A 21,321-nucleotide genomic window follows, 5' to 3' on the forward strand; every position below is an offset into this window, starting at 1 on the left:
AATATTCTTTAAATTTAATTATTGTAATGAAAACTGAATGTGTTCCATGGAACGAAACGGTATAGGAGGTTATGGTTTGAAGCCAAAAATTTATATTACAAGGAAATTGCCAGAACAAATCATCGAAGGTCTTAGTCGGAATTATGATGTCAGGATGTGGGATCAAGAGGATATACCGGTCCCTAGAAAAGTCCTTGTAGAAGAAATGAAAGAAGTCGAGGGGCTGCTTTGCTTATTGACGGAACAAATCGATGAGTCACTGATCGAACAGGCACCCAATCTGAAAATCATCGCGAATATGGCAGTGGGCCATAATAATATTGACGTTCAAAGTGCAACAAAACGGGGCATCATGGTAACGAACACACCGGGGGTTTTAACGGAAACAACAGCTGATTTAACCTTCGGCTTACTGCTTGCAACGGCAAGGAGGATGATGGAGGCAGAAGATTATTTAAGGAGTGGAAAGTGGGAAACATGGTCGCCGATGCAGCTGACAGGACAAGATGTACACGGTGCAACGCTGGGTATAATCGGGTTAGGCAGAATTGGGGAAGCCCTTGCAAAAAGAGCTAAGGGATTTGATATGAACTTAGTTTATTTTAATCGAAGCCGTAAATATGAACAGGAAAAAGAGTTAGGAATCGAATATCAGCCCCTTGAAAAATTGCTCCAAATCTCGGATTTCGTTTGTGTCATGCTGCCGCTCACAGCGGAAACGGCTTATATGATTGGCAAGGAGCAGCTGGAATTGATGAAAGGGACGGCTGTGCTCATTAATACCGCAAGAGGCGGAATTATCGATGAAAAAGCGTTGTACCAGGCGCTGGAAAATCGAGAGATTTGGGCGGCTGGATTGGATGTATTCGAAGAAGAGCCCGTCCCTCTGGACCACCCGCTGCTAACTTTGCCCAATGTGGTTACATTACCGCATATCGGGAGTGCTAGCATTGCCACAAGAATGAAAATGGCAACTCTTGCTGTACAAAACTTGGTGGAAGGATTAACTGGTGATACTCCCCGTAATTTAGTATTGTTGAATAAATCAAAATGACGCTAAGATGGGGTTCGGATTGGTTTCATCCAGAACAAAGATTTTAAAACAAGAATAGACTATCCTTCATGTTTTTTTACTATAACCCTTATTGGATTGAAGAAATTTGCGACACTCCTGCCGAATAACTGGCTTGCCGAGGTCCCACAGACGCTTGCGTCAAGGAGGCTTGGCAGACAGTCGGCGGAAAGGGAGCGGATTTCTGAAATCCCGGCAACCTTTTTTAAATAAAAAAACTGCAGGCAAGCTCTCTTCACTTCAAGTTTGTAGACAATAGGGGTTCGGAATTAAAAAATTCCGAACCCCTATTGAAATTCCCTTTGAATTTTCGCCTAAAGTTAAGAGATTGCGGCTCTACGAGCCCACATGTTAGGCCATTTTTGGACCTCGCCAAGTCCAATTGGCCATCTTCTTTAAATTAATGGCGGCCTCCATTTTACGAATCAAATGGTTCGGTGGCACCAGTTGAACTAAAGTAATCATTTCAAGTGAATAGAATCATGTTTAGAAAGCATCCTCATCACCTCAAGTTTTAATACTTCTATTTTAAAACAAAAATGACTCCAGGCAAAAGTGTTCTAACTAAAAGGTAAGACAAAGTTGATTGGAGCGGGTGTACGAGACTCCTGCTTAGAAAAGCGCGTCTAGGGGAGACCCCACAGGCGAAAGCCGAGGAGGCTCCCCGACCGCCCGCGGAAAGCGAGTGCCCTACGTTCCAATCAACGTCCAAATTGTACAAGCCATAAAAATAGACAAACTCGATTTTCATCGAGTTTGTCTACAATCTGAAATGACCCCAAAAATGGGGTCATTTTTTATGGGGAATGTAATAGTGTTTCTTTGGTTCGTAGTATTCTCAAATGATATTTTCTGAAATATGATTTGTCCTTTTTAGAAGATTTCAGAGTTTTGATGCACCTGTGCTTACCTGAGTGCCGAAAGGAAGAATCCCATTCAAGTGGAGCATACTTATCGTAAATTGTGCAGATCTTTTGTAAAATAAAGAAAGTCGAGTTTATTAGGAAGAACAATTAGTTGAAAGGGATAGGGTTAATAATGATTGAAATGAAGGAAACGATATCATCAGGCAACGAAATGACTAAATCCAAAAGGCTGTTGATGGCTCTTATGCTAGGGTCTTTTGCAGCGATCGGACCACTGTCACTTGATATGTATTTACCGGGTCTCCCCACACTGGCAGAGGATCTGAAAAGCAGTACGTCATTAGCTCAGCTAAGCTTGACTGCCTGCTTGTTAGGGTTGGCTTTGGGCCAAATTTATTTAGGGCCTCTAAGTGATGCAAAAGGAAGGCGTTCACCGTTAATCATATCTTTATCCATTTATTGCATTTCATCTATGTTATGCGCTTTTGCTCCAACCATTGAATTGCTTTTATTATTACGTTTTATCCAAGGTATTGCGGGAGCGGGAGGCATTGTCATTTCAAGAGCCATAGTTCGTGACCTTTTTTCAGGAACGGATTTGACCAAGTTCTTCTCCATGTTAATGCTGGTTAATGGGGCGGCACCGATATTGGCTCCGGTTTTTGGCGGTCAACTTTTGCAGTTCACTTCTTGGCGGGGCGTCTTCATTGTCATTTCAGTATTAAGTATCATTATGGTTGCGGCTGCATTTTTTGGGATAAAGGAAACTTTATCGTCCAATCACAGGAGTGCTGGAGGGGTAAATGATACGATCAGGACTTTTGGGAACTTATTGAAGGATCGTGTGTTTATGGGCTATGCTTTTGCACAAGGATTCATAAGTGCTGCAATGTTCGCTTATATTTCCGGATCGCCTTTTGTTCTCCAGAACATTTATGGGGTTTCCCCACAGACCTTCAGCCTGATTTTTGCAATAAACGGGGTAGGGATCATCATCGCTTCACAAGTTGCCGGGAAGCTGGCAGGCAAGGTTAAAGAAGAAAGATTGCTTCAAATGGGGTTATGCCTAGCTTTGTTTGGGGGAATATTACTTCTTGCCTCAGTCCTTCTCGAAATGGGCTTGGCCGGAATCTTGGCCGCTTTATTCCTCTCCGTCTCCAGCGTCGGTATTGTCGGTACAACGAGTTTTTCTTTAGCGATGCAAAATCAGAAAAAAACAGCAGGCAGTGCTTCGGCTTTAATTGGCCTGCTTCCCTTCATATTAGGATCGCTAATGGCTCCCCTGGTGGGGTTAGGTTCAGGTGAGTCGCCATTGCCGATGGGAATTGTGATGGTAAGTTGTCATGTCATCGCCATGTGCGCTTATTTACTCCTTGCCCGTCGCGGGTTAAGGCGAGTTACTTAAAAAGAAAAGCTGAAATCCTGATTTGGATTTCAGCTTTTTGCCTTTTTGATTCATAATAGTGATTCCGCTCCATCGATATAAACTTCCGTGCCCGTAACATGGGAGGACATGTCTGATGCTAGGAACAATACGAGATCACCAGCTTGTTCGGCAGTCCCCGCTTTCCTTGCCAGGGGCTGGGAGCCTTCGGGATATTCAATGGGAATCCTGATTTTTTTAAGGTTTTCTTCTTCCGGGAATGTGTTATTGTCAATGTTCGTATCGATGGAACCGGGACAAATGGTATTTACCCTGATTTTATATCTTGCCAATTCGAGTGCGGCCATTTTACCGAAAGCGACTTGACCGGCTTTGGATGAACTATAAGCGGAAAAACCAAAATTCTTGAAATATCGGTTTCCGTTGATGGAGCTGTTGATCACAATGCTGCCACCCGTTTCCTTCATGTAAGGAATGGCATATTTGATGGTGAGAAAGGTGCCTTTGAGGTTGATGGTATGTGTCTTATCCCAATCTTCTGGCTTTATGTCTTCTATAGGGGCAATCACTCCGTTGATGCCTGCGTTTGCAAATACAAAATCAATTTTCCCAAAATGTTCATGGGCTGTTTTGTAGGCATGTTCAACTTGCTCAGCCTTGGAAACATCCGTTTTAATGATTAAAGCCTCTCGGCCAAGGTTCTCCACTTCTTCCTTCACTTTTTCGGCATTTTCGACTGTACGGTCAAAAAAGATGATGTTCGCGCCGTTTTTAGCTAGTTTCAGTGCGGCACCCCGGCCAATTCCTGATCCCCCACCGGTAATGATGGCAACTTTGTTTTTCATTAATTCTGTCATACACTTCACACGCTCCTTTTAAGTCTTCTATTCCCAGTTTGGGAGTATGTAGAAACATCATGGCAGTTGTAATATAGAAAAATTATAAACGAATATTGCCTAAAAAATCCAATTTAAACAATTGCGGGTGTTCATTATACTTTGTTTTTCAGTGAAATGTCTGTATATTGAGGACATGATAAAGTTAGCTTGAAAGGGGATAGGATGTTGATAAGATTAGGGATAATAGGTACAAACTGGATCACGGAACGATTTTTGGAGGCTGCAAAGCATGTAGAGGGTTTATCCTTAACTGCCGTGTATTCACGTACAGAGGAGAAAGCCAAGGAATTTGCCAATAAATACGAAGTACATACGACTTTTACGAATTTAGAAGCAATGGCCAGCAGCGATGAAATCGATGCTGTGTATATAGCAAGCCCTAACTCTCATCATTGCAGGCAAGCCGTGTTATTTTTACAAAATAAAAAACATGTATTATGTGAAAAACCAATGGCCTCGAATGCGGCTGAAGTAAGGGAAATGATTGAGGCTGCAAAACAAAATGATGTGCTATTGATGGAAGCGATGAAATCGACCATCATGCCGAATTTCGAAAGTATAAAGGGCAATCTGGATAAAATCGGGAAGATACGGCGTTTCTCGGGAAGCTTTTGCCAATACTCATCACGCTATGATTCATATAAACAAGGAACTGTGCTGAATGCATTCAATCCTGAATTCTCCAGTGGCTCTTTAATGGATCTAGGCATTTACGTGCTCTATCCACTTGTTGTACTGTTCGGTAAACCGAATAAGGTGCAGGCATCAGGAACGATGCTCGAATCAGGAGTTGATGGGCAAGGTACGATTCTGCTTTCCTATGATGAAATGGAGGCAGTCGTCATGTTTTCCAAAATTACTGAGTCCAATTTGCCATCGGAAATTCAAGGTGAACATGGAAGCATCATCATTCAGAAAATTTCAGGACCGCAAGCGGTGGATATTCAGTATCGGAATGGAACCACTGAAAATATTTCCGTTAAACAGGATATGCCTACCATGTATTATGAAGCGAAGGAATTTGTTGATTTGATACAGCAGGGGAAAATGGAATCCGATATAAATACATATTCGAATTCACTGTTGACTATGGAAATCATGGATGAAGCAAGAAGGCAAATCGGCATCGTCTTTCCTTCAGACCGCGGATAAGGCCAATCATGAAGGGGAAAAATGGATGTTACTGATAACCCTTAATTGGGTAGAATTCAGTACAGGGATAATTTTATTGTTGGAGGAATGGACATGAATTGCAAAATAAATCGCAATGCAGCAAAGGTCTTACAAAAGATGCTCAGCACTGAAGAAGCCGAAGGGAAAATGATTCGTGTATATATCACCCATATGCATGGCGATCATGCCCATTATGACATGAAGCTTGATACACCGGCAGAATATGATGAAATCGTCAAAACAGATAAAGATATCGATATTTTGCTTGATTCACGTGAAGAATTTCTGGATGGTGTCTGGATTAAATATTTTTATGTTCCTGAAGAAGGTTTTGAAATCACGAATCCTACTAAAGAACCGCATGGACATCACCACTAATAGTAAAGGGGGAGGATTGGCATGAATCAAAAATACGAAAAGATCTTTCAACCATATATATTTCCATCAGGGGTAGAAGTGAAAAATCGTATCATGATGGCTCCTATGACCACTTATTCTTCGGATGACCAAGGGGTTGTAACCGATGATGAACTGGCCTATTACGCTGAGCGCTCGGCTGGTGTAGGTGCGGTTGTCACGGCATGTGCCTATGTATCTGCTGGAGGCAAGGGATTCCCAGGCCAACTAGGTGCAGATGACGATTCCTTTATCCCATCCTTGAGAAAACTAGCTGAAACGATTCAGTCCAACGGGGCAAAAGCGATCCTGCAAATATATCATGGAGGCCGTCAAAGTCCGCCCGAATTATTGCCTGATAACCAACCTGTTTCTGCAAGTGCCATTGCTTCCAACGAGGAAGCACCTGTACCGCGGGAAATGAATGAAGATGAAATACAAGACGTTATTAAGGCATTTGGCGAAGCAACAAGAAGGGCCATCGAAGCAGGTTTCGATGGTGTGGAAATCCATGGTGCCAATACTTACTTGCTTCAACAATTCTTCTCGCCACACTCGAACCGCCGTACAGATAAATGGGGCGGAACATTGGGAAAACGATTGATTTTCCCGCTTACCATTGTGAATGAAGTCGAGAGAACGGTTGCCGAGCATGCAGAAAAGCCGTTTATAATTGGCTACCGCCTTTCTCCTGAAGAAGGCAGCAATCCTGGAATCACTTTAGATGATACGATCCAATTCGTTGATAGATTAGCGAATCAAAACCTGGATTATCTACATATATCGGTAGGTCACTTCTGGAATGGCTCATTCCGTGAGAGTGATAGGACAAAGTCGCGCATCGTTAAAATTTACGATAAAGTAGGTAATCGTATCCCGGTGGTCGGTGTAGGTTCACTGCATACACCCGATGAAGTTGCAGAAGCCATGGAAACGGGGGTCCCTTTTATCGCCCTTGGCCGTGAACTTCTTATGGAACCGCATTGGATTGAAAAAATCAGGTCTGGAAAAGAAGCGGAAATACGGACTACCCTCTCAAAAAAAGATCAGGATGAACTGGTCATTCCAGATCCGCTTTGGGAAAAGTTGATTGGGATAAAAGGTTGGCTCCCGGTTGTGGAATGATTGCTAACATCTTTAATATGTGTAACCCGTCCCCAAAAGGTGGACGGGTTTTTGTATGTTCATATGCTACTTAGTATCGATCATCTTTTGCTAGAAAAAGAGAGATTGATTCAGCGGAATTCTGGATTTAATTATTCCGTGATAGTAAACATTATCTATAAGGCTTATGTTTTACGTGAACTAAAAATAATAATATTTGTACCAATGAATAAAAATATATTATTATCAATTTAATAAGCAGGTATGAAAAGGGAGGGTTTTTAATGAAATTTCCACACGATTTTTTATTCGGAGCAGCTTCTGCTTCTTTTCAAATAGAAGGAGCATGGGATGAAGATGGTAAAGGTATAACGAATTGGGATGTTTTTTCAAAGATTCCGGGGAAAACTTTTGAAGGTACAAATGGGGATGTAGCGATAGACCATTATCATCGTTACAAAGAAGATATTAAATTAATGGCAGAGATGGGACTTGAATCATATCGCTTCTCCATTTCATGGGCCCGTATTTTGCCAACAGGTGATGGGGAAGTCAATGTAAAAGGCTTGGAATTTTATAATAATGTGATTAATGAATGTTTAAAATATGGGATTGTCCCATTTGTTACGCTGTATCATTGGGATTTGCCTTTGACGCTTGAACAAGATGGGGGATGGACGAATAAGCGAACAGCTGAAGCATTCGTCAAGTATGCGGGAATTTGTTTTCGCGCATTCGGAGATCGCGTCAAACATTGGATCACGTTTAATGAAACGGTTATGTTTTGCGGTTTAGGGTATTTAAAAGGAGCGCACCCGCCTGGAATCCAAAACGATGAAAATAAATACTTTCAAGCGACACATTATGTATTTTATGCACATGCCAAAGCGGTAGAGGTATACAAGGCACTGAATCATTACGGTGAAATTGGGATTACCCATGTATTCCTGCCAGCTTATAGTATTGATGACAAACATGAAAATGTATTAGCTGCTCGGCATGCCAATGAATATGAAACCTTTTGGTATTATGATCCAATTTTAAAAGGTGAATATCCAGCTTATGTAGTTGAGCAATTAAAGGAGAGAGGCTGGACACCAAGTTGGACAGAAGAAGAACTGGATACGCTAAAAAGGAATGCGGAGAAAAATGATTTTATTGGACTCAATTATTACCAGCCCATTCGGGTGGAAAAATACCTGGAAGGCGTTTCAAGCATGGAGCATTCAAGAGAAACATCTACTCTGGCTCCAGGGAACCCGTCCTTTGATGGCTTTTATCGGACCGTAAAAATGGAAGATAAAACCTATACAAAATGGGGCTGGGAAATCTCACCTCAAGGATTTTTAGATGGCTTGCATATGTTAAAAGAACGTTACGGCGATATTAAAATGTATGTTACAGAAAACGGACTTGGTGATGAGGATCCGATTATCGATGGTGAAGTAGTAGATGTTCCGCGCATTAAGTATATTGAGGAACACTTAAAAGTGATTAAACGTGCAATCAAAGAAGGCATCCATTTAAAAGGGTATTACGCATGGTCTGTCATTGACCTTTTAAGTTGGTTAAACGGGTATAAGAAGCAATACGGATTTATTTACGTGGATCATCATGATCAGTTAAAACGGAAAAAGAAGCTGTCGTTTCATTGGTATAAGCATATTATCGAGACGAGAGGAGAAGAGCTGTAAACTGAAAGTGTGTATTGGGGCAGAGCATGTTTTGAGCAATCTTTCTCAAAACATGCTTTTTCCATTGTTCACTGATCAAGTTTCCGGTATGGGGAATTAGACCAAAGTTCAAACCTCCTGATTCGTAGTCTGAATCTCCGGCTTCAAATTAACTAGACTGGAAAAATGGTCCCGGATTGTAATGTTAATGTAAAAATATTCAAAAAGTTGTAAACAAATGTTAATGTTTCTAACAATGTACAGTTTTACGTTTTACTGTATAATATTGAAGCGTGGTCGAGTCCATGTCAAATAACCTTACAAAAGGAGATTATATATGACAATTATTTCTTAGTTTTGAAAAGTCCCCCGCTTGGTTTGTCCCGTTGGAAAATTCCTACAATAATTAGATTAATTTCAAACAAGTAACTCCCTCTAAAATGAAAGAATGTCATTTTCATGATGATGCTAGATTCCAATCTTAAAAAACGACTAAGGATGTGAGTTTGAAAAAGATGATAAAAGATTCTAGATTTCAAGGATATAACATGAAGGGTTTTCAAAAAGACGTGACGGCAGGATTGGTCGTAGGGGTTGTAGCCATTCCTTTAGGGCTGGCTTTTGCAATTGCTTCAGGCGTCGAACCGATATACGGGTTATATACGACCATCATCGCAGGAATCCTCATATCGATTTTGGGTGGCTCCAAGTATCAAATTGGCGGGCCGACCGGGGCGTTCGTTCCTTTATTATTTGGAATCGTTATGCAATATGGGTATGAAAGCCTGCTCATTGCCGGTTTTTTAGCGGGGATAATGTTAGTCCTGATGGGTCTGCTTAAGTTAGGCAATTTGATGAAGTTCATTCCCCGTCCTGTCATCATTGGATTTACAACAGGAATTGCGATAATAATCTTTTCAGGGCAAATTGCTAACTTCTTTGGTATGAAAGTGGAAAAACATGAAGCGTTCATTGATAACATGAAGGAACTGGTGATTAAAGCAGACACGATCAATCTATATAGTGTGATTGTTGCGATTATATGTTTTGTCGTCATACTGCTGGCACCTAGACTTTTGCCACGAGTGCCAGGACCGCTTCTGGGTCTGCTGATTTCCACAATTGCAGCTTACTTTTTATTTCCCGATAAGGTGGCTACGATTGGTTCTACGTATGGAGCGATTCCGAAAGGTTTTCCGGAATTCCAAGTGCCGGAGCTATCAGTGGAAGTCATTATCACACTCCTTCCAGTTGCTTTTACGATTGCCTTGTTAGGAGGTGTCGAGTCATTGTTATCCGCTACTGTTGCGGATAACATGGGCGGTACCAAGCATGATAGTAATAAAGAGTTGGTTGGGCAAGGAATCGCGAACATCGCTACGCCATTCTTCGGCGGGATACCTGCAACCGGAGCAATCGCCAGGACAGCTACCAATATAAAAAGCGGGGCAGCCTCCCCGATGTCCGGAGTCATTCACGGAATTGTCGTTTTACTGGTTTTGCTGGTGCTTTCCCCATTTGCAGAGCATATACCGTTGGCTAGCATGGCACCCATATTGATGTTTGTTGCCTGGAATATGAGTGAAAGAAAGGAATTCGCTCATGTATTGAAAACGAAGACGGCGGATTCTGCGGTTTTGCTAGTCACCTTCCTCATCACTGTCTTCACTGATTTAATCATGGGAGTGGGAATCGGCTTATTGATTGCATTCATCACCTTCATTGCAAAAATGAGCCACACGTTAAAGGTTAGGGAAAGAAGTCATGAGATTACCGAGATTGTTCCAATTGATAATTCGGATTCAAAGATCAATGTGTATAACTTGGAAGGACCTCTTTTCTTTGGTTCGATAGACGTCCTGGAGTCATCGATATTGGAGAACTTGGATAATAAGACGAAAGTGTTGGTATTAAGCATGCGCCGGGTAACATATATGGACACTTCAGCAGAGGCAGCGCTATTGGCGATCGTTAATCGCATCGGAAAATATAAGGGGAAATTGATCATTTCCGGAATTCAGCAGCAACCAAAGGAATTGTTACTCAGCACTGGATTGTATCATAAAATAGAAAAACAGCACTTTTTTAAATCGAAGGAAGATGCCCTGTATTTTGCCAAGAAGCAGCTGAAGGGCAATTCGGATAAAGTAGTCTAATAGTTTCATCTCGATGTCACCTTTTCGGATAGATATGTTATAGTATCGTTAACAGTAGATTTTTTAAAGAAGGTGACTATCTGGGTGAATGTATATCGGATTGGCCAGCTTGCTGAACTTGCGAATGTTTCGAGAAGAACCATTGACTATTACACACAATTAGGAATGCTGAACTATGAAAAAACGGGGTCAAGATATCGGTATTACACAGAAGATGCTTTAAATCGTCTTCAAATGATTAATCGGTATAAAGAACAGAATATGCCTTTGACTGAAATCAAGGAACGGTTACAAGTCTTGTCTGAAACCACTGTTGATTCTGAGCAGGTGCTCTTGATGGTGGACAAGCTATCTACAGACCTTAGAGGACTGGAGAATGAATTGCTGGAATTAAAGCCTTTATTGGAACAGCTCGATGAACAGCAATTAACATATGCTGCACAGCAGCTTTCCGTTCGGGGCAGCTCTTTATTGAGTATCCTTGCCATGCTTGCCTAAGATCTTTGCCGAGTTCAACAAAAAAAGACCTGATTGGGTCTTTTTTTTTTGTTGAACGGGTCATTGAAAACCATTATTTAAAATAACAATTCAAACTCCTGAGTATAACCGGAGCTTTATATACGATGGCATTCCTTTATTTTGGCTGAACTGACAATATAGATCTTTTTTCGATAAAGATGAAGGATATAAGGGAATGGAAAAAGAAGAACTTACATATCTACTACTATATGAAGAGGTGATTGGGAATGATTGGATCAATAGTTACGACGGTAAAAGGACATCTTCAAGGTACTATGGAAAACGATATATATGTTTGGCGTGGAGTCAGGTATGCGAAAGCGCCGATTGATGGACTGCGTTTCCGTTCTCCGGAGCCAGTTGATAATTGGAGCGGTGTCATGGATGCAGTGGATTTTGGTCCCGTTCCCCCGCAGCCGATGGATCGTGCGGTAAGAACAGGGATGAGCACAAATGAAAAAATGGATGAGGATTGTTTGTTCCTGAATATTTGGTCGCCTAGAGCTGATGATAAAAAACGCCCGGTCATGGTATGGATTCCTGGGGGAGCATATATAACAGGAGCTGGATCCCTTGATATGTACAATGGACACTTACTTTCTAAAAATGGAGATGTAGTCGTGGTAAGCATCAACTATAGGCTGGGGGCACTGGGATATCTGGATTTGACCGAGTTGGCAGGTGAAGGGGAAATATTTGAAAACAATTTAGGTTTACGTGACCAAGTTGCTTCTTTGAAATGGGTTAAAGAAAATATAGAAGCTTTTGGCGGCGACCCTGATAATGTTACGATATTTGGTGAATCAGCTGGTGGTAATGCGGTGACGACTTTACTTACTGTACCTTCAGCAAGGGGTCTTTTTAAGCAGGCCATTGCAGAAAGTCCTGCTCCGACATCTGTTTACGGAAAAGGATTTGCGCGCCAATTGAGTGAAAAGTTCCTTGAGATATTGGGCATTGGAAAGGGTGAAAGCCACCGGCTAATAACCCTTCCGGTTCAAGAGATTGTCGCTGCCTCCCACCAACTTTTACAGGAAAATTCACAGGAAATGCCGGGCTCCCTAGCATTTGGACCAGTCGTAGATGGTGACTTCCTGCCCGATTATCCACTAGATTCGATTCGATCGGGAAGAACAGGGGGTATACCCTTGCTTATAGGAACAAATAGGGACGAAGCGACATTATTCGATCAGATGGCCCCCCCTCTAATCCCAACTAATACGGCGATGATTCATAAAATGTTCGAAAATACTGATCCGAAGGCAAAAGAGCGAATTACGAACGCTTATACAAATTACCCAGAAAAGGAAGCTGTACTAGGCATTGGCCGTGATGCTACTTTCCATATTCCCTCGGTTTGGTATGCGGAGGCATACAGCCGCTTTGAAAAAACATGGATGTATCGTTTTGATTATAAAACGGCGGCCATGCGCATAAGTAAATTAGGGGCGACGCATGGTATGGAAATCCCTTTTGCTTTCCAGACCTTCGACTCGGCATTCGGGAAACGGATTGTTTCATATGGTTCAAGGTCAGCTGCCCTAAAGGTATCCCATAGAATGCAGGGCCATTGGGTCAACTTTGCGAAATATGGAAACCCCAACCCCCCGGAAGGTGAAATTTGGCCGAAATATGATGAAACCAATCACTACACAATGATTTTTGATAAAAAGGATTATATTGAAAAAGATCCTGACGGAATGATAAGGTTGGCATGGGAAGGGGTAGGGATTTACAAATGAAAAAGCCGAGATGAACGGGGAAATAGCGTTGATTGTACTTCCGACGGTTTTATATCGAAGCGGTCGGATCCTTGATATGGAAAGGTTAACGAAGGAAGCGCATGAGCGTGGAATCATGATATGATTCGATGCCTGTCATTCTGTGGGTGCCATCCACCTATCGCTCTTTTTACCTCTTTTCAGGAAGTCTACGAAACTGTACAGGTACTAAAGAAGGTCATGGACGGCAATTTATATGAAAACTATGAAAATAAAAGGGGAATCATTGCCTAGAATGGGAGCAACATATGGAGAAAAATAAGCTTCAACGTGAATTATCATCGAATCAAATCACTATGATAGCCATGGGGTGTGCAATTGGCACCGGGTTATTTTTGGGCAGCGGCCTTGCGATTTCAACGGCTGGTCCAAGTGTACTTATCAGCTATGCAATAGGTGCATTCATTGTCCTTCTGCTGATGGGATGTTTGGCGGAAATGACTGTAGCCCATCCAACATCGGGATCCTTTGGAACCATTGCGGAAAAATATATAAGTCCATTTGCGGGTTTTGTTGTGAGGTATTCCTATTGGATAGCGAATGTTCTTGCCATTGGTGTCGAAGTGAGTGCCATCGCTGTTTATATGAAATATTGGTTTCCGGCTGTGCCTGGGAGCATTTGGATTGTCCTTTTTGCTGCACTGCTAATCTATGTAAATGCGACGAGTGTCAATACATTCGGCAATTTTGAGTATGTATTTTCAATGATCAAGATAAGCGCCATTGTCATATTCATTCTACTGGGGGCCTATGTGGTGATTGGCGCCGAACCTTCAAGCGGGATCGGTGTAGAGAACTATGCCAGTGATGGAGGTTTTATGCCTTTCGGATTTTGGGGGCTCTGGGTCGCCATATTCATTTCGCTCTTCAGCTTTTTAGGAACTGAGCTGATTGCGGTGACGGCGGGGGAAGCAAAGGACCCGGATATAGCCGTACCTAAAGCTTTGAAGGCAACTGTCTTCAGGCTTGCCACTTTTTATGTACTGACTATCGGAATCATGTTAATGATTGTTCCCTGGCAAGCTGCCGGTATTGATAAGAGCCCATTTGTCAAGGTAATGGAAATGCTGAATGTTCCCGGGGCATCTGGGATAATGAATTTCATTATTTTAACCGCTGCTTTATCTGCAATGAATAGTCAATTATATGCCTCCACCAGAATGATATTTTCATTATCCGAGCAACATCAGGCTCCAGCCCTATTTCAAAAAGTGAGCAGGAAAGGTGTCCCGCTAAGGGCCCTTCTCATATCCACTTTAGGAATATTTCTTGCTGCAGGAGTAAAAGTCCTGCTTCCGGATACTTCATATGCATTTATGATGGGGATATCGATGTTCGGAGCCATTCTAACCTGGTTCATGGTGTTCATTTCCCATTTGTATTTCAGGAAGAGGTGGGAGAAATCAGGGGGCCGCAAATTACCGGTTAAAATGTATGGATTTCCATATCTAACGATTCTGGGTGCATTTCTTTTGTTTGCTTTGACGGTATCCACCTGGTTCACTGGCCCATTTAAAATCGTGCTCCAGTTCGGGGTTCCTTGGCTGATCTTTCTTTGCATCGTTTACTTATTGATGTCGAAATTCAAAAGAAAGTAAAGGGAAAGAGGGATGGTATGGATAAGGATCCAAGGGATGAACATCGTTTGGAAGAAAGTATGGTAACTGATTTTGAAAAAGATATGTCCTATGGGGACTATCTGCACTTAAATCAAATTTTATCAAGTCAGCATCGGCTTTCCGGCCATCACGATGAAATGCTGTTCATCATCATTCATCAAACAAGTGAATTATGGATGAAATTGATCCTCCATGAATTGACTGCGGCAACTGATCATATTGTGGCAGGACATTTGGAGCCGTCCTTTAAGATGCTATCCAGAGTGGCCAGGATCCAACAGCAACTAGTTCAATCCTGGAATGTGCTTTCGACGTTGACGCCAGCCGATTATATGGAATTCCGGGAGAAACTAGGAAACTCTTCAGGGTTTCAATCATTTCAGAACAGGTTGATAGAATTTGCGATGGGTCAAAAGAATTCGCAAATATTGGCCGTTTTCCGTCATCAGCCCGAGCTTTATGAGTCGATGATGGCAGCCTTGAATAAACCTAGTATTTATGATGCGGCTATAGGGGCTTTGGCTGCAAGGGGACTTCCCATTGATCAATCGGTATTGAACAGGGATTGGTCTGTCATTTATCAGGAAAATGCAAGTGTTGAAAGCGCGTGGCTGACCGTTTACCGTGATGTGCATAACTACTGGGATTTGTATGAGCTGGCCGAAAAACTCGTTGATATTGGAAGTCAACAACAATTCTGGAGATTCAATCATATGAGCACCGTAGAACGTATCATCGGCAATAAAAAGGGAACTGGCGGATCGTCCGGTGTAAGTTATCTGAAGAAAGTGGTCGAACAGCCATTTTTTCCTGAGCTATGGACATTAAGGACCAAACTGGGGGGGGGGGGGGGGGGGGGAACACATGAATCAATAGTTAGATATTTCTCAGCGCCTCAATGAAAATACGCCATATTGGCCAGGAGATACGCAATATTCATATCGGCTGAATTCATCAATGGCTGAAGGGTCTTCCGTCAATGTAGGGGAAATCCGGATGAGTACACATTTAGGAACTTATATTGATGCTCCCTATCATTTTGATGAGAATGGAAAAAAATCATCGAACTCGATCTTGATTTATATATTGGCACTGCTACCGTAGAAAGGCTGGATGCAGCTGAAAACATTGGCATTAAAGCTTTTGAAGGCATCGAATTGACAGGGGTCCGGCGGTTGTTGGTGGCAACAGGTCAATGGAAGGACCTTAGCCGTTTTCCGGAATGGATTCCACCGGTTGAACCTGATTTAGCTTCCTTCCTTGCAAATAAAGGGGTTAGGCTCCTTGGGCTTGATTTACCTTCAGTCGACTGTCTCGACAGCAAAGAATTACCTGCCCACAATAAACTGTCAGGCTGTGGAATTCATATACTCGAAGGGCTGGTCCTTGATGGACTGGAGCCTGGGCTGTACGATTTGGCTGCATTGCCGCTGGCATTGGAAGCAGGGGACGGGAGCCCGGTCAGGGCCGTGGTGAAGAAGAAAGGCTGATGAGGGGGATAAAATGATGGGTAAAATTGGGGTTTACGGATCTTCTTTCGATCCGGTCACGAATGTGCATTTATGGACAGCATCCACCATTGCGCATCGTGCTAAACTGGACAAGGTGATTTTTTTACCTTGCGCAAATGGCCGTATCGATAAACAGATGAAAACAAGCAATGAACACCGTTGGCAAATGCTCAATCTGGCAATAGGGGGCAACCCGATATTCGAAGTCAGTGATTATGAAATTAATGAACGTGCCGGAACGAGTAAACAATATACTTGGTATACGATGGAATATTTTAAATCTCGATTTCCAAAAGACGAAGTTTACTTCATAATGGGTGCAGATTTACTTGAAGATATTGATAATCAGGAGCTGCCGGTACACTTACGATGGAAATTCAGGGAAAAATTGATTGCCAATCATAAATTCATCGTCATGGCACGGGATGGAATCGATATGCTGAAAATCATATCCAAAAGTCCATTGCTAAGGAATTATGATGATGGCAATACATTTCACCTTATTGATAAAGGCCTTTCCATGGAAATCAGTTCTACATATATAAGGGATGAATTTGCAATGGGCGGGGAACCACGATATTTACTGCCTGATCAGTGTTATCAGTATATCGTGGAAAATAAGCTTTATCAAAAATCATCAAATTCATAATTGTTGGCAAGGTATTAAAAAGGGCTCAATCTCCCCGGTGGATTGAGCCCTTCTCGTTTAGGTGATTTTTTCAACCTGCAAAACATGAATGAATTTAATTAAAGGGACATGTAATACCTAGTTGACAACTTGGTAAACTTTGCTTTATGGTAAGGATATACAAAAATCAAAATACTTGCTGATCAGAGAACTGAAGGCATACTATCTCCCATAAAATAAATGAAGGGAAATAGAATGCCTTTTTTGCTGTAAAAAGAGGGGGAAGCTCATGAAAAAGTTGATGTTATTGACAAGTTTGATTTTAGCCTTCGGTGTACTTGCTGGATGCAACTCGGAAAAAACGAAAGGGGACGGAACATCGAAGTCAGTAGAGCTTTTGAATGTGTCATATGATCCGACAAGGGAATTGTACCAGGAATTCAATGAAGCGTTCGTGAAGCACTGGAAAGAAGAATCAGGTCAGGATGTAACGATACAACAATCACATGGCGGATCTGGTAAACAGGGCAGGGCTGTCATTGATGGATTGGAGGCGGATGTCGTTACATTGGCATTGGCTTATGATATTGATGCCATTTATGAAGCTAGTAACCTATTAGCGAAGGATTGGCAAAAACGTTTACCGGAGAACTCGACACCATATACATCAACGATTGTGTTTTTGGTGAAAAAGGATAACCCTAAAGGCATTAAAGATTGGGATGATCTGACTAAAAAGAATGTATCCGTCATTACGCCAAACCCAAAGACAAGCGGAGGGGCAAGGTGGAATTACCTGGCTGCCTGGGCTTATGCGGAGAAAAATTTCGATAATGACGAAACAAAAGTGAAGGATTTCATGAAAAAACTTTATCAGAATGTTGAAGTCCTGGATTCAGGGGCCCGCGGTGCAACGACCACTTTTGTGGAAAGGGGAATCGGTGACGTACTGATCGCTTGGGAGAATGAAGCTTATTTAACACTGGAAGAATTCGGTGATGACAAATATGAAATCGTCAACCCTTCAATCAGTATATTAGCAGAGCCACCGGTAGCTGTCATCGATGAAGTGGTCGAGAAAAAAGGAACAAAGGAAGTGGCCGAAGCCTACCTGAAATATCTGTATACGGATGCCGGTCAGGAAATTGCCGCGAAAAACTTCTATCGTCCAAGGGATGAGAAGGTCCTCGCTGAATATGGAGACCAATTTGCCAATATCGATATGGTGACTGTTGATGATACATTTGGCGGTTGGAAAAGTGCCCAGGAAAGACATTTTAATGATGGTGGCACATTCGACGAGATTTACCAACAGCAATAAGCATGAAGGAGAAGGTGTGGCTTTAACATCTTCTCCTTCATAAATCAGAAAAAGGGTTGAGGTGAAGCGATGAATATAGTGACTGAAGGTAAACAGACGAAAAAGAGGACCATACCCGGTTTTGGATTGACGATGGGTTTTACGCTGCTTTATCTCACCATCATCGTTTTGATCCCGTTATCGATGGTTTTTCTAAACGCATTTTCAATGGGGTTCCAGGATTTCTGGGCGACCATAACTGAATCGAGGGTTCTCGCTTCTTATAAATTGAGTTTCTTGACAGCGTTAACTGCGGCCATTGTTAACGCAGTTTTTGGTGTATTGATTGCCTGGGTGCTTACTCGTTATGAGTTTCCCGGCAAAAGGATCATCGATGGACTGGTTGATTTGCCTTTTGCCCTCCCGACTGCCGTTGCAGGGATTACGTTGACCACCTTGTATTCACCGAACGGATGGATCGGGCAATTTTTCAGCTTTAAAGTCGCTTTCACTCCCGCAGGGATCATCATCGCCCTTATATTCATCGGTCTGCCATTTGTGGTGCGGATGGTTCAACCGGTGCTTGAAAATATCGAAAAAGGGATGGAAGAAGCATCTGCCTCTTTAGGGGCGAATCGAATGCAGACATTCATTAAAATCATCTTCCCGGAATTGATCCCAGCGATATTGACGGGTTTTGCCCTTTCTTTTGCGAGGGCACTTGGAGAATATGGATCCGTTGTCTTCATTGCCGGAAATATGCCATTTAAAACGGAAATTTCCCCGCTGATCATCATGACAAAACTTGAACAGTATGATTATGAAGGTGCAACAGCTGTTGCTGCCGTCATGCTCATTATTACATTTATAATTTTGTTGACCATCAATATCTTACAATGGTGGACCGGCAAAAGATATTCTGGGAAGTAGGAGGGATATGATGGAACATGATAATTCAGTGGTTGCAAAAGCGAATCACCCAGTCATTATTACGAGAAACGCAACTAAAGAGCCTAAATCCATACAGTGGATCCTCATTTCCATTGTATTGCTATTTCTCACTTTGTTTTTAGTTGTCCCATTAATCGCGATTTTTGTAAAAGCCTTTGAAAAAGGTGCCGAAGCTTATTTTGCGGCCATCACCCACCCTGATGCCGTGGCTGCGATTAAGTTAACATTGATCGTTGTCCTCATCACCTTGCCGCTCAATGCCATATTTGGAGTGGTTGCTGCGTGGACGATAACAAAATATGATTTCAAGGGAAAAAACTTCTTAATAACATTGATAGATTTGCCTTTTTCCGTTTCACCGGTCATTGCCGGGTTGATTTTTGTCCTTCTGTTCGGCTTACATGGAACACTTGGTCCACTGCTGCAATCACTTGACATTAAAGTGATCTTTTCAATACCAGGGATTGTCATCGCCTCCATTTTCATTACCTTCCCATTCATTGCGCGCGAATTGATCCCGCTCATGCAAAGTCAGGGGACGTCTGAAGAAGAGGCCTCACTCACGCTGGGTGCGGGAGGGTTCAAGACATTTTGGTATGTGACGCTTCCCAATATAAAATGGGGACTTTTATATGGAATCATCCTTTGCAATGCCAGAATAATTGGGGAGTTTGGAGCTGTATCGGTCGTATCAGGCCATATACGGGGCATGACCAATACGATGCCGCTTCATATTGAAATCTTATACAATGAATATCAATTTTCGGCCGCTTTTGCGGTTGCATCCCTGATGTCCATCTTTGCAATCATAACGTTGATCATTAAAAGCTTCATAGAGTGGAAAACGGACTTTAAATCGACCAAAGCAAGTTAGGAGGAATGAAATGAGTATCATCATTGAAAATGTTACAAAATATTACGGGTCCTATCAAGCACTCCAAAACATCGATCTGGAAATAAAGAGCGGTGAACTAGTAGCCCTGCTTGGCCCTTCCGGATCGGGAAAAACGTCATTACTGCGTATTATCGCGGGCCTTGAACTGGCAGAAAGCGGAAAGATCCTCTTCAATGACGAGAATTATACGCATAAGCATGTAAAAGATCGAAATGTGGGTTTCGTCTTTCAGCATTATGCCCTTTTTCGTAATATGACGATTTTTGATAATATCGCCTATGGATTAAAGGTTCGCCCCAGAAAAACAAGGCCTAGTAAAGAAGTTATCGAACAAAAGGTTACCGAATTGCTTCAACTCGTCAAGTTGGAAGGATATAAAGATCGTTATCCATCGCAATTATCAGGCGGCCAGCGCCAGCGTGTCGCATTGGCAAGGGCACTTGCCGTTGAACCGAATATCCTCTTGCTTGATGAACCATTCGGGGCATTGGATGCCAAGGTGCGCAAAGAACTTCGTCGTTGGCTAAGAAGACTTCATGATGAATTCAATGTTACGAGCGTGTTCGTGACTCATGATCAAGAAGAGGCGATGGATGTTGCTGATCGGGTCGTAATCATGAATGAAGGGAAAATTGAACAGATTGGAACCCCGGAAGAAGTATATGATCACCCTGAAAATCCCTTTGTTTATGATTTTCTAGGCAGTGTCAATCTATTCAAGGGCAACGTGCATAAAGGGAAATTGGTTACTGGCAATGTAGAAATGAATGCCCCGGGCAGTGAAGATGGAGCGGGCACTGGTTATGTAAGGGCCCATAACTTTATCATAGAAAGAGAACCAGCGGAAAAGGATTCGATCGCATCCATAGTTGACCACATCCATACAATTGGCCCCATCGTCCGGATAGAAGTCATTCGTCAGGATACAAACGAACCGCTGGAAATCGAACTGACGAAGGAACAATATTTGAATCTGGAAATAAGCAAAGGGGAAAGGGTATTCGTCCGACCGAAAGAATTGAAAGTTTTTGTCGACTTTATGGCTGGAATTTAAGAGTGGGTCGAATCTTGACGAAAAAACCGCTGAAAGCGGTTTTTTTTAATAGACTGTCAGAAAACCTTCCTCCATGATTGGTAAATGAGCTGAAATCTGTTCCAAAAGGGCTACCGTGCCTTCACAGGTGGTGAGTTTTTGTCTGCCAATAGTCCATGGTCCCTTGGTGCTAAACACTAGATAGAAAGTCTTGCATAGAAATGTGAAGGTGATTATGTAAGATATTGGATGTTTTATCACGTGAAAAAGTCGAATCTTTATGTTTAATGTTAAAATTGAAATATAATTGTAATATTGTTATTACGTATTTGACAAAATCTGATGATATACTACGACTTAG

At 42.2% G+C, this 21,321-nt stretch carries 18 protein-coding genes and 1 pseudogene; 18 read left to right on the forward strand and 1 reads right to left on the reverse strand.

Translation table 11 applies throughout. The features are described 5' to 3' along the window. Positions 1-76 precede the first annotated feature (76 nt). Positions 77-1,054: a 2-hydroxyacid dehydrogenase gene (locus tag NYE65_RS18950; RefSeq protein WP_340861458.1), complete on the forward strand. Its 978-nt coding sequence runs from the start codon at positions 77-79 to the stop codon at positions 1,052-1,054. 1,056 nt (positions 1,055-2,110) lie between these two features. Next, positions 2,111-3,343: a multidrug effflux MFS transporter gene (locus NYE65_RS18955; RefSeq protein WP_445670457.1), complete on the forward strand. Its 1,233-nt coding sequence runs from the start codon at positions 2,111-2,113 to the stop codon at positions 3,341-3,343. A 50-nt stretch (positions 3,344-3,393) separates the two neighbouring features. On the opposite strand, the gene NYE65_RS18960 is transcribed toward NYE65_RS18955, so the two are convergent. Continuing rightward, positions 3,394-4,179, reverse strand: coding sequence for an SDR family oxidoreductase (locus tag NYE65_RS18960; RefSeq protein WP_340861459.1), 786 nt, complete (start codon positions 4,177-4,179; stop codon positions 3,394-3,396). Positions 4,180-4,386: 207 nt separating this feature from the next. Between NYE65_RS18960 and NYE65_RS18965 the strand changes: the two genes are divergently transcribed. The 16 genes and pseudogenes from NYE65_RS18965 to NYE65_RS19040 all read left to right on the forward strand — a co-directional run bounded on the left by NYE65_RS18965 (position 4,387) and on the right by NYE65_RS19040 (position 20,981). Further along, positions 4,387-5,373, forward strand: a complete 987-nt coding sequence (locus NYE65_RS18965; RefSeq protein WP_328178420.1) for a Gfo/Idh/MocA family protein — start codon at positions 4,387-4,389, stop codon at positions 5,371-5,373. 93 nt (positions 5,374-5,466) lie between these two features. Continuing rightward, positions 5,467-5,772: an iron-sulfur cluster assembly accessory protein gene (locus NYE65_RS18970; protein WP_340861460.1), complete on the forward strand. Its 306-nt coding sequence runs from the start codon at positions 5,467-5,469 to the stop codon at positions 5,770-5,772. 21 nt (positions 5,773-5,793) lie between these two features. Beyond that, on the forward strand, positions 5,794-6,915 hold the full coding sequence (locus tag NYE65_RS18975; RefSeq protein ID WP_340861461.1) for an NADH-dependent flavin oxidoreductase: 1,122 nt from the start codon (positions 5,794-5,796) through the stop codon (positions 6,913-6,915). Between the two features lie 263 nt (positions 6,916-7,178). Continuing rightward, on the forward strand, positions 7,179-8,588 hold the full coding sequence (locus tag NYE65_RS18980) for a glycoside hydrolase family 1 protein (RefSeq protein ID WP_328178380.1): 1,410 nt from the start codon (positions 7,179-7,181) through the stop codon (positions 8,586-8,588). Between the two features lie 494 nt (positions 8,589-9,082). Further along, entirely contained in the window at positions 9,083-10,723 is a 1,641-nt protein-coding gene (locus NYE65_RS18985) for a SulP family inorganic anion transporter (protein ID WP_340862151.1), read from the forward strand. 84 nt (positions 10,724-10,807) lie between these two features. Next, the gene (locus NYE65_RS18990; RefSeq protein ID WP_052137486.1) at positions 10,808-11,221 is read left to right on the forward strand and encodes a MerR family transcriptional regulator; all 414 of its coding nucleotides are present in this window, start codon (positions 10,808-10,810) and stop codon (positions 11,219-11,221) included. 248 nt (positions 11,222-11,469) lie between these two features. Further along, a complete protein-coding gene (locus tag NYE65_RS18995; RefSeq protein WP_328178379.1) occupies positions 11,470-12,984 on the forward strand; it encodes a carboxylesterase/lipase family protein in 1,515 nt (504 codons plus the stop codon). A gap of 287 nt (positions 12,985-13,271) precedes the next feature. Then, on the forward strand, positions 13,272-14,621 hold the full coding sequence (locus NYE65_RS19000) for an amino acid permease (RefSeq protein WP_340861462.1): 1,350 nt from the start codon (positions 13,272-13,274) through the stop codon (positions 14,619-14,621). 17 nt (positions 14,622-14,638) lie between these two features. Continuing rightward, positions 14,639-15,481 (forward strand): annotated as a pseudogene (gene kynA, locus NYE65_RS19005) (tryptophan 2,3-dioxygenase); the annotation flags it as partial. A 43-nt stretch (positions 15,482-15,524) separates the two neighbouring features. Further along, positions 15,525-15,746, forward strand: a complete 222-nt coding sequence (locus NYE65_RS19010; RefSeq protein ID WP_340862152.1) for a cyclase family protein — start codon at positions 15,525-15,527, stop codon at positions 15,744-15,746. Positions 15,747-15,817: 71 nt separating this feature from the next. Beyond that, positions 15,818-16,132, forward strand: a complete 315-nt coding sequence (locus tag NYE65_RS19015; protein WP_328178376.1) for a hypothetical protein — start codon at positions 15,818-15,820, stop codon at positions 16,130-16,132. Positions 16,133-16,148: 16 nt separating this feature from the next. Then, complete coding sequence (gene nadD / locus NYE65_RS19020) at positions 16,149-16,802, forward strand: nicotinate (nicotinamide) nucleotide adenylyltransferase (protein ID WP_328178417.1); 654 nt, start codon at positions 16,149-16,151, stop codon at positions 16,800-16,802. Between the two features lie 268 nt (positions 16,803-17,070). Next, positions 17,071-18,102: a sulfate ABC transporter substrate-binding protein gene (locus NYE65_RS19025; protein ID WP_340861463.1), complete on the forward strand. Its 1,032-nt coding sequence runs from the start codon at positions 17,071-17,073 to the stop codon at positions 18,100-18,102. 69 nt (positions 18,103-18,171) lie between these two features. Further along, positions 18,172-19,011: a sulfate ABC transporter permease subunit CysT gene (gene cysT / locus NYE65_RS19030; RefSeq protein WP_340861464.1), complete on the forward strand. Its 840-nt coding sequence runs from the start codon at positions 18,172-18,174 to the stop codon at positions 19,009-19,011. 10 nt (positions 19,012-19,021) lie between these two features. Then, complete coding sequence (gene cysW / locus NYE65_RS19035) at positions 19,022-19,906, forward strand: sulfate ABC transporter permease subunit CysW (RefSeq protein WP_268590553.1); 885 nt, start codon at positions 19,022-19,024, stop codon at positions 19,904-19,906. A 10-nt stretch (positions 19,907-19,916) separates the two neighbouring features. Further along, the gene (locus NYE65_RS19040) at positions 19,917-20,981 is read left to right on the forward strand and encodes a sulfate/molybdate ABC transporter ATP-binding protein (RefSeq protein ID WP_340861465.1); all 1,065 of its coding nucleotides are present in this window, start codon (positions 19,917-19,919) and stop codon (positions 20,979-20,981) included. Positions 20,982-21,321 lie beyond the last annotated feature (340 nt).

Origin of the sequence: Peribacillus sp. FSL R5-0717 (genome assembly GCF_038002945.1) — a bacterium.
GTDB lineage: Bacteria > Bacillota > Bacilli > Bacillales > DSM-1321 > Peribacillus > Peribacillus frigoritolerans.

What these genes read in the sequence shown, in the direction of transcription:
- NYE65_RS19040 (WP_340861465.1), top strand. Translation starts at nt 19,917, where the DNA reads ATGAGTATCATCATTGAAAATGTTACAAAATATTACGGGTCCTATCAA.
- NYE65_RS18975 (WP_340861461.1), top strand. Translation starts at nt 5,794, where the DNA reads ATGAATCAAAAATACGAAAAGATCTTTCAACCATATATATTTCCATCA.
- NYE65_RS18985 (WP_340862151.1), top strand. Translation starts at nt 9,083, where the DNA reads ATGATAAAAGATTCTAGATTTCAAGGATATAACATGAAGGGTTTTCAA.
- NYE65_RS18960 (WP_340861459.1), bottom strand. Translation starts at nt 4,179, where the DNA reads ATGACAGAATTAATGAAAAACAAAGTTGCCATCATTACCGGTGGGGGA.
- nadD (WP_328178417.1), top strand. Translation starts at nt 16,149, where the DNA reads ATGGGTAAAATTGGGGTTTACGGATCTTCTTTCGATCCGGTCACGAAT.
- NYE65_RS19025 (WP_340861463.1), top strand. Translation starts at nt 17,071, where the DNA reads ATGAAAAAGTTGATGTTATTGACAAGTTTGATTTTAGCCTTCGGTGTA.
- cysW (WP_268590553.1), top strand. Translation starts at nt 19,022, where the DNA reads ATGGAACATGATAATTCAGTGGTTGCAAAAGCGAATCACCCAGTCATT.
- NYE65_RS18980 (WP_328178380.1), top strand. Translation starts at nt 7,179, where the DNA reads ATGAAATTTCCACACGATTTTTTATTCGGAGCAGCTTCTGCTTCTTTT.
- NYE65_RS18970 (WP_340861460.1), top strand. Translation starts at nt 5,467, where the DNA reads ATGAATTGCAAAATAAATCGCAATGCAGCAAAGGTCTTACAAAAGATG.
- NYE65_RS19000 (WP_340861462.1), top strand. Translation starts at nt 13,272, where the DNA reads ATGGAGAAAAATAAGCTTCAACGTGAATTATCATCGAATCAAATCACT.
- cysT (WP_340861464.1), top strand. Translation starts at nt 18,172, where the DNA reads ATGAATATAGTGACTGAAGGTAAACAGACGAAAAAGAGGACCATACCC.
- NYE65_RS18995 (WP_328178379.1), top strand. Translation starts at nt 11,470, where the DNA reads ATGATTGGATCAATAGTTACGACGGTAAAAGGACATCTTCAAGGTACT.
- NYE65_RS18955 (WP_445670457.1), top strand. Translation starts at nt 2,111, where the DNA reads ATGATTGAAATGAAGGAAACGATATCATCAGGCAACGAAATGACTAAA.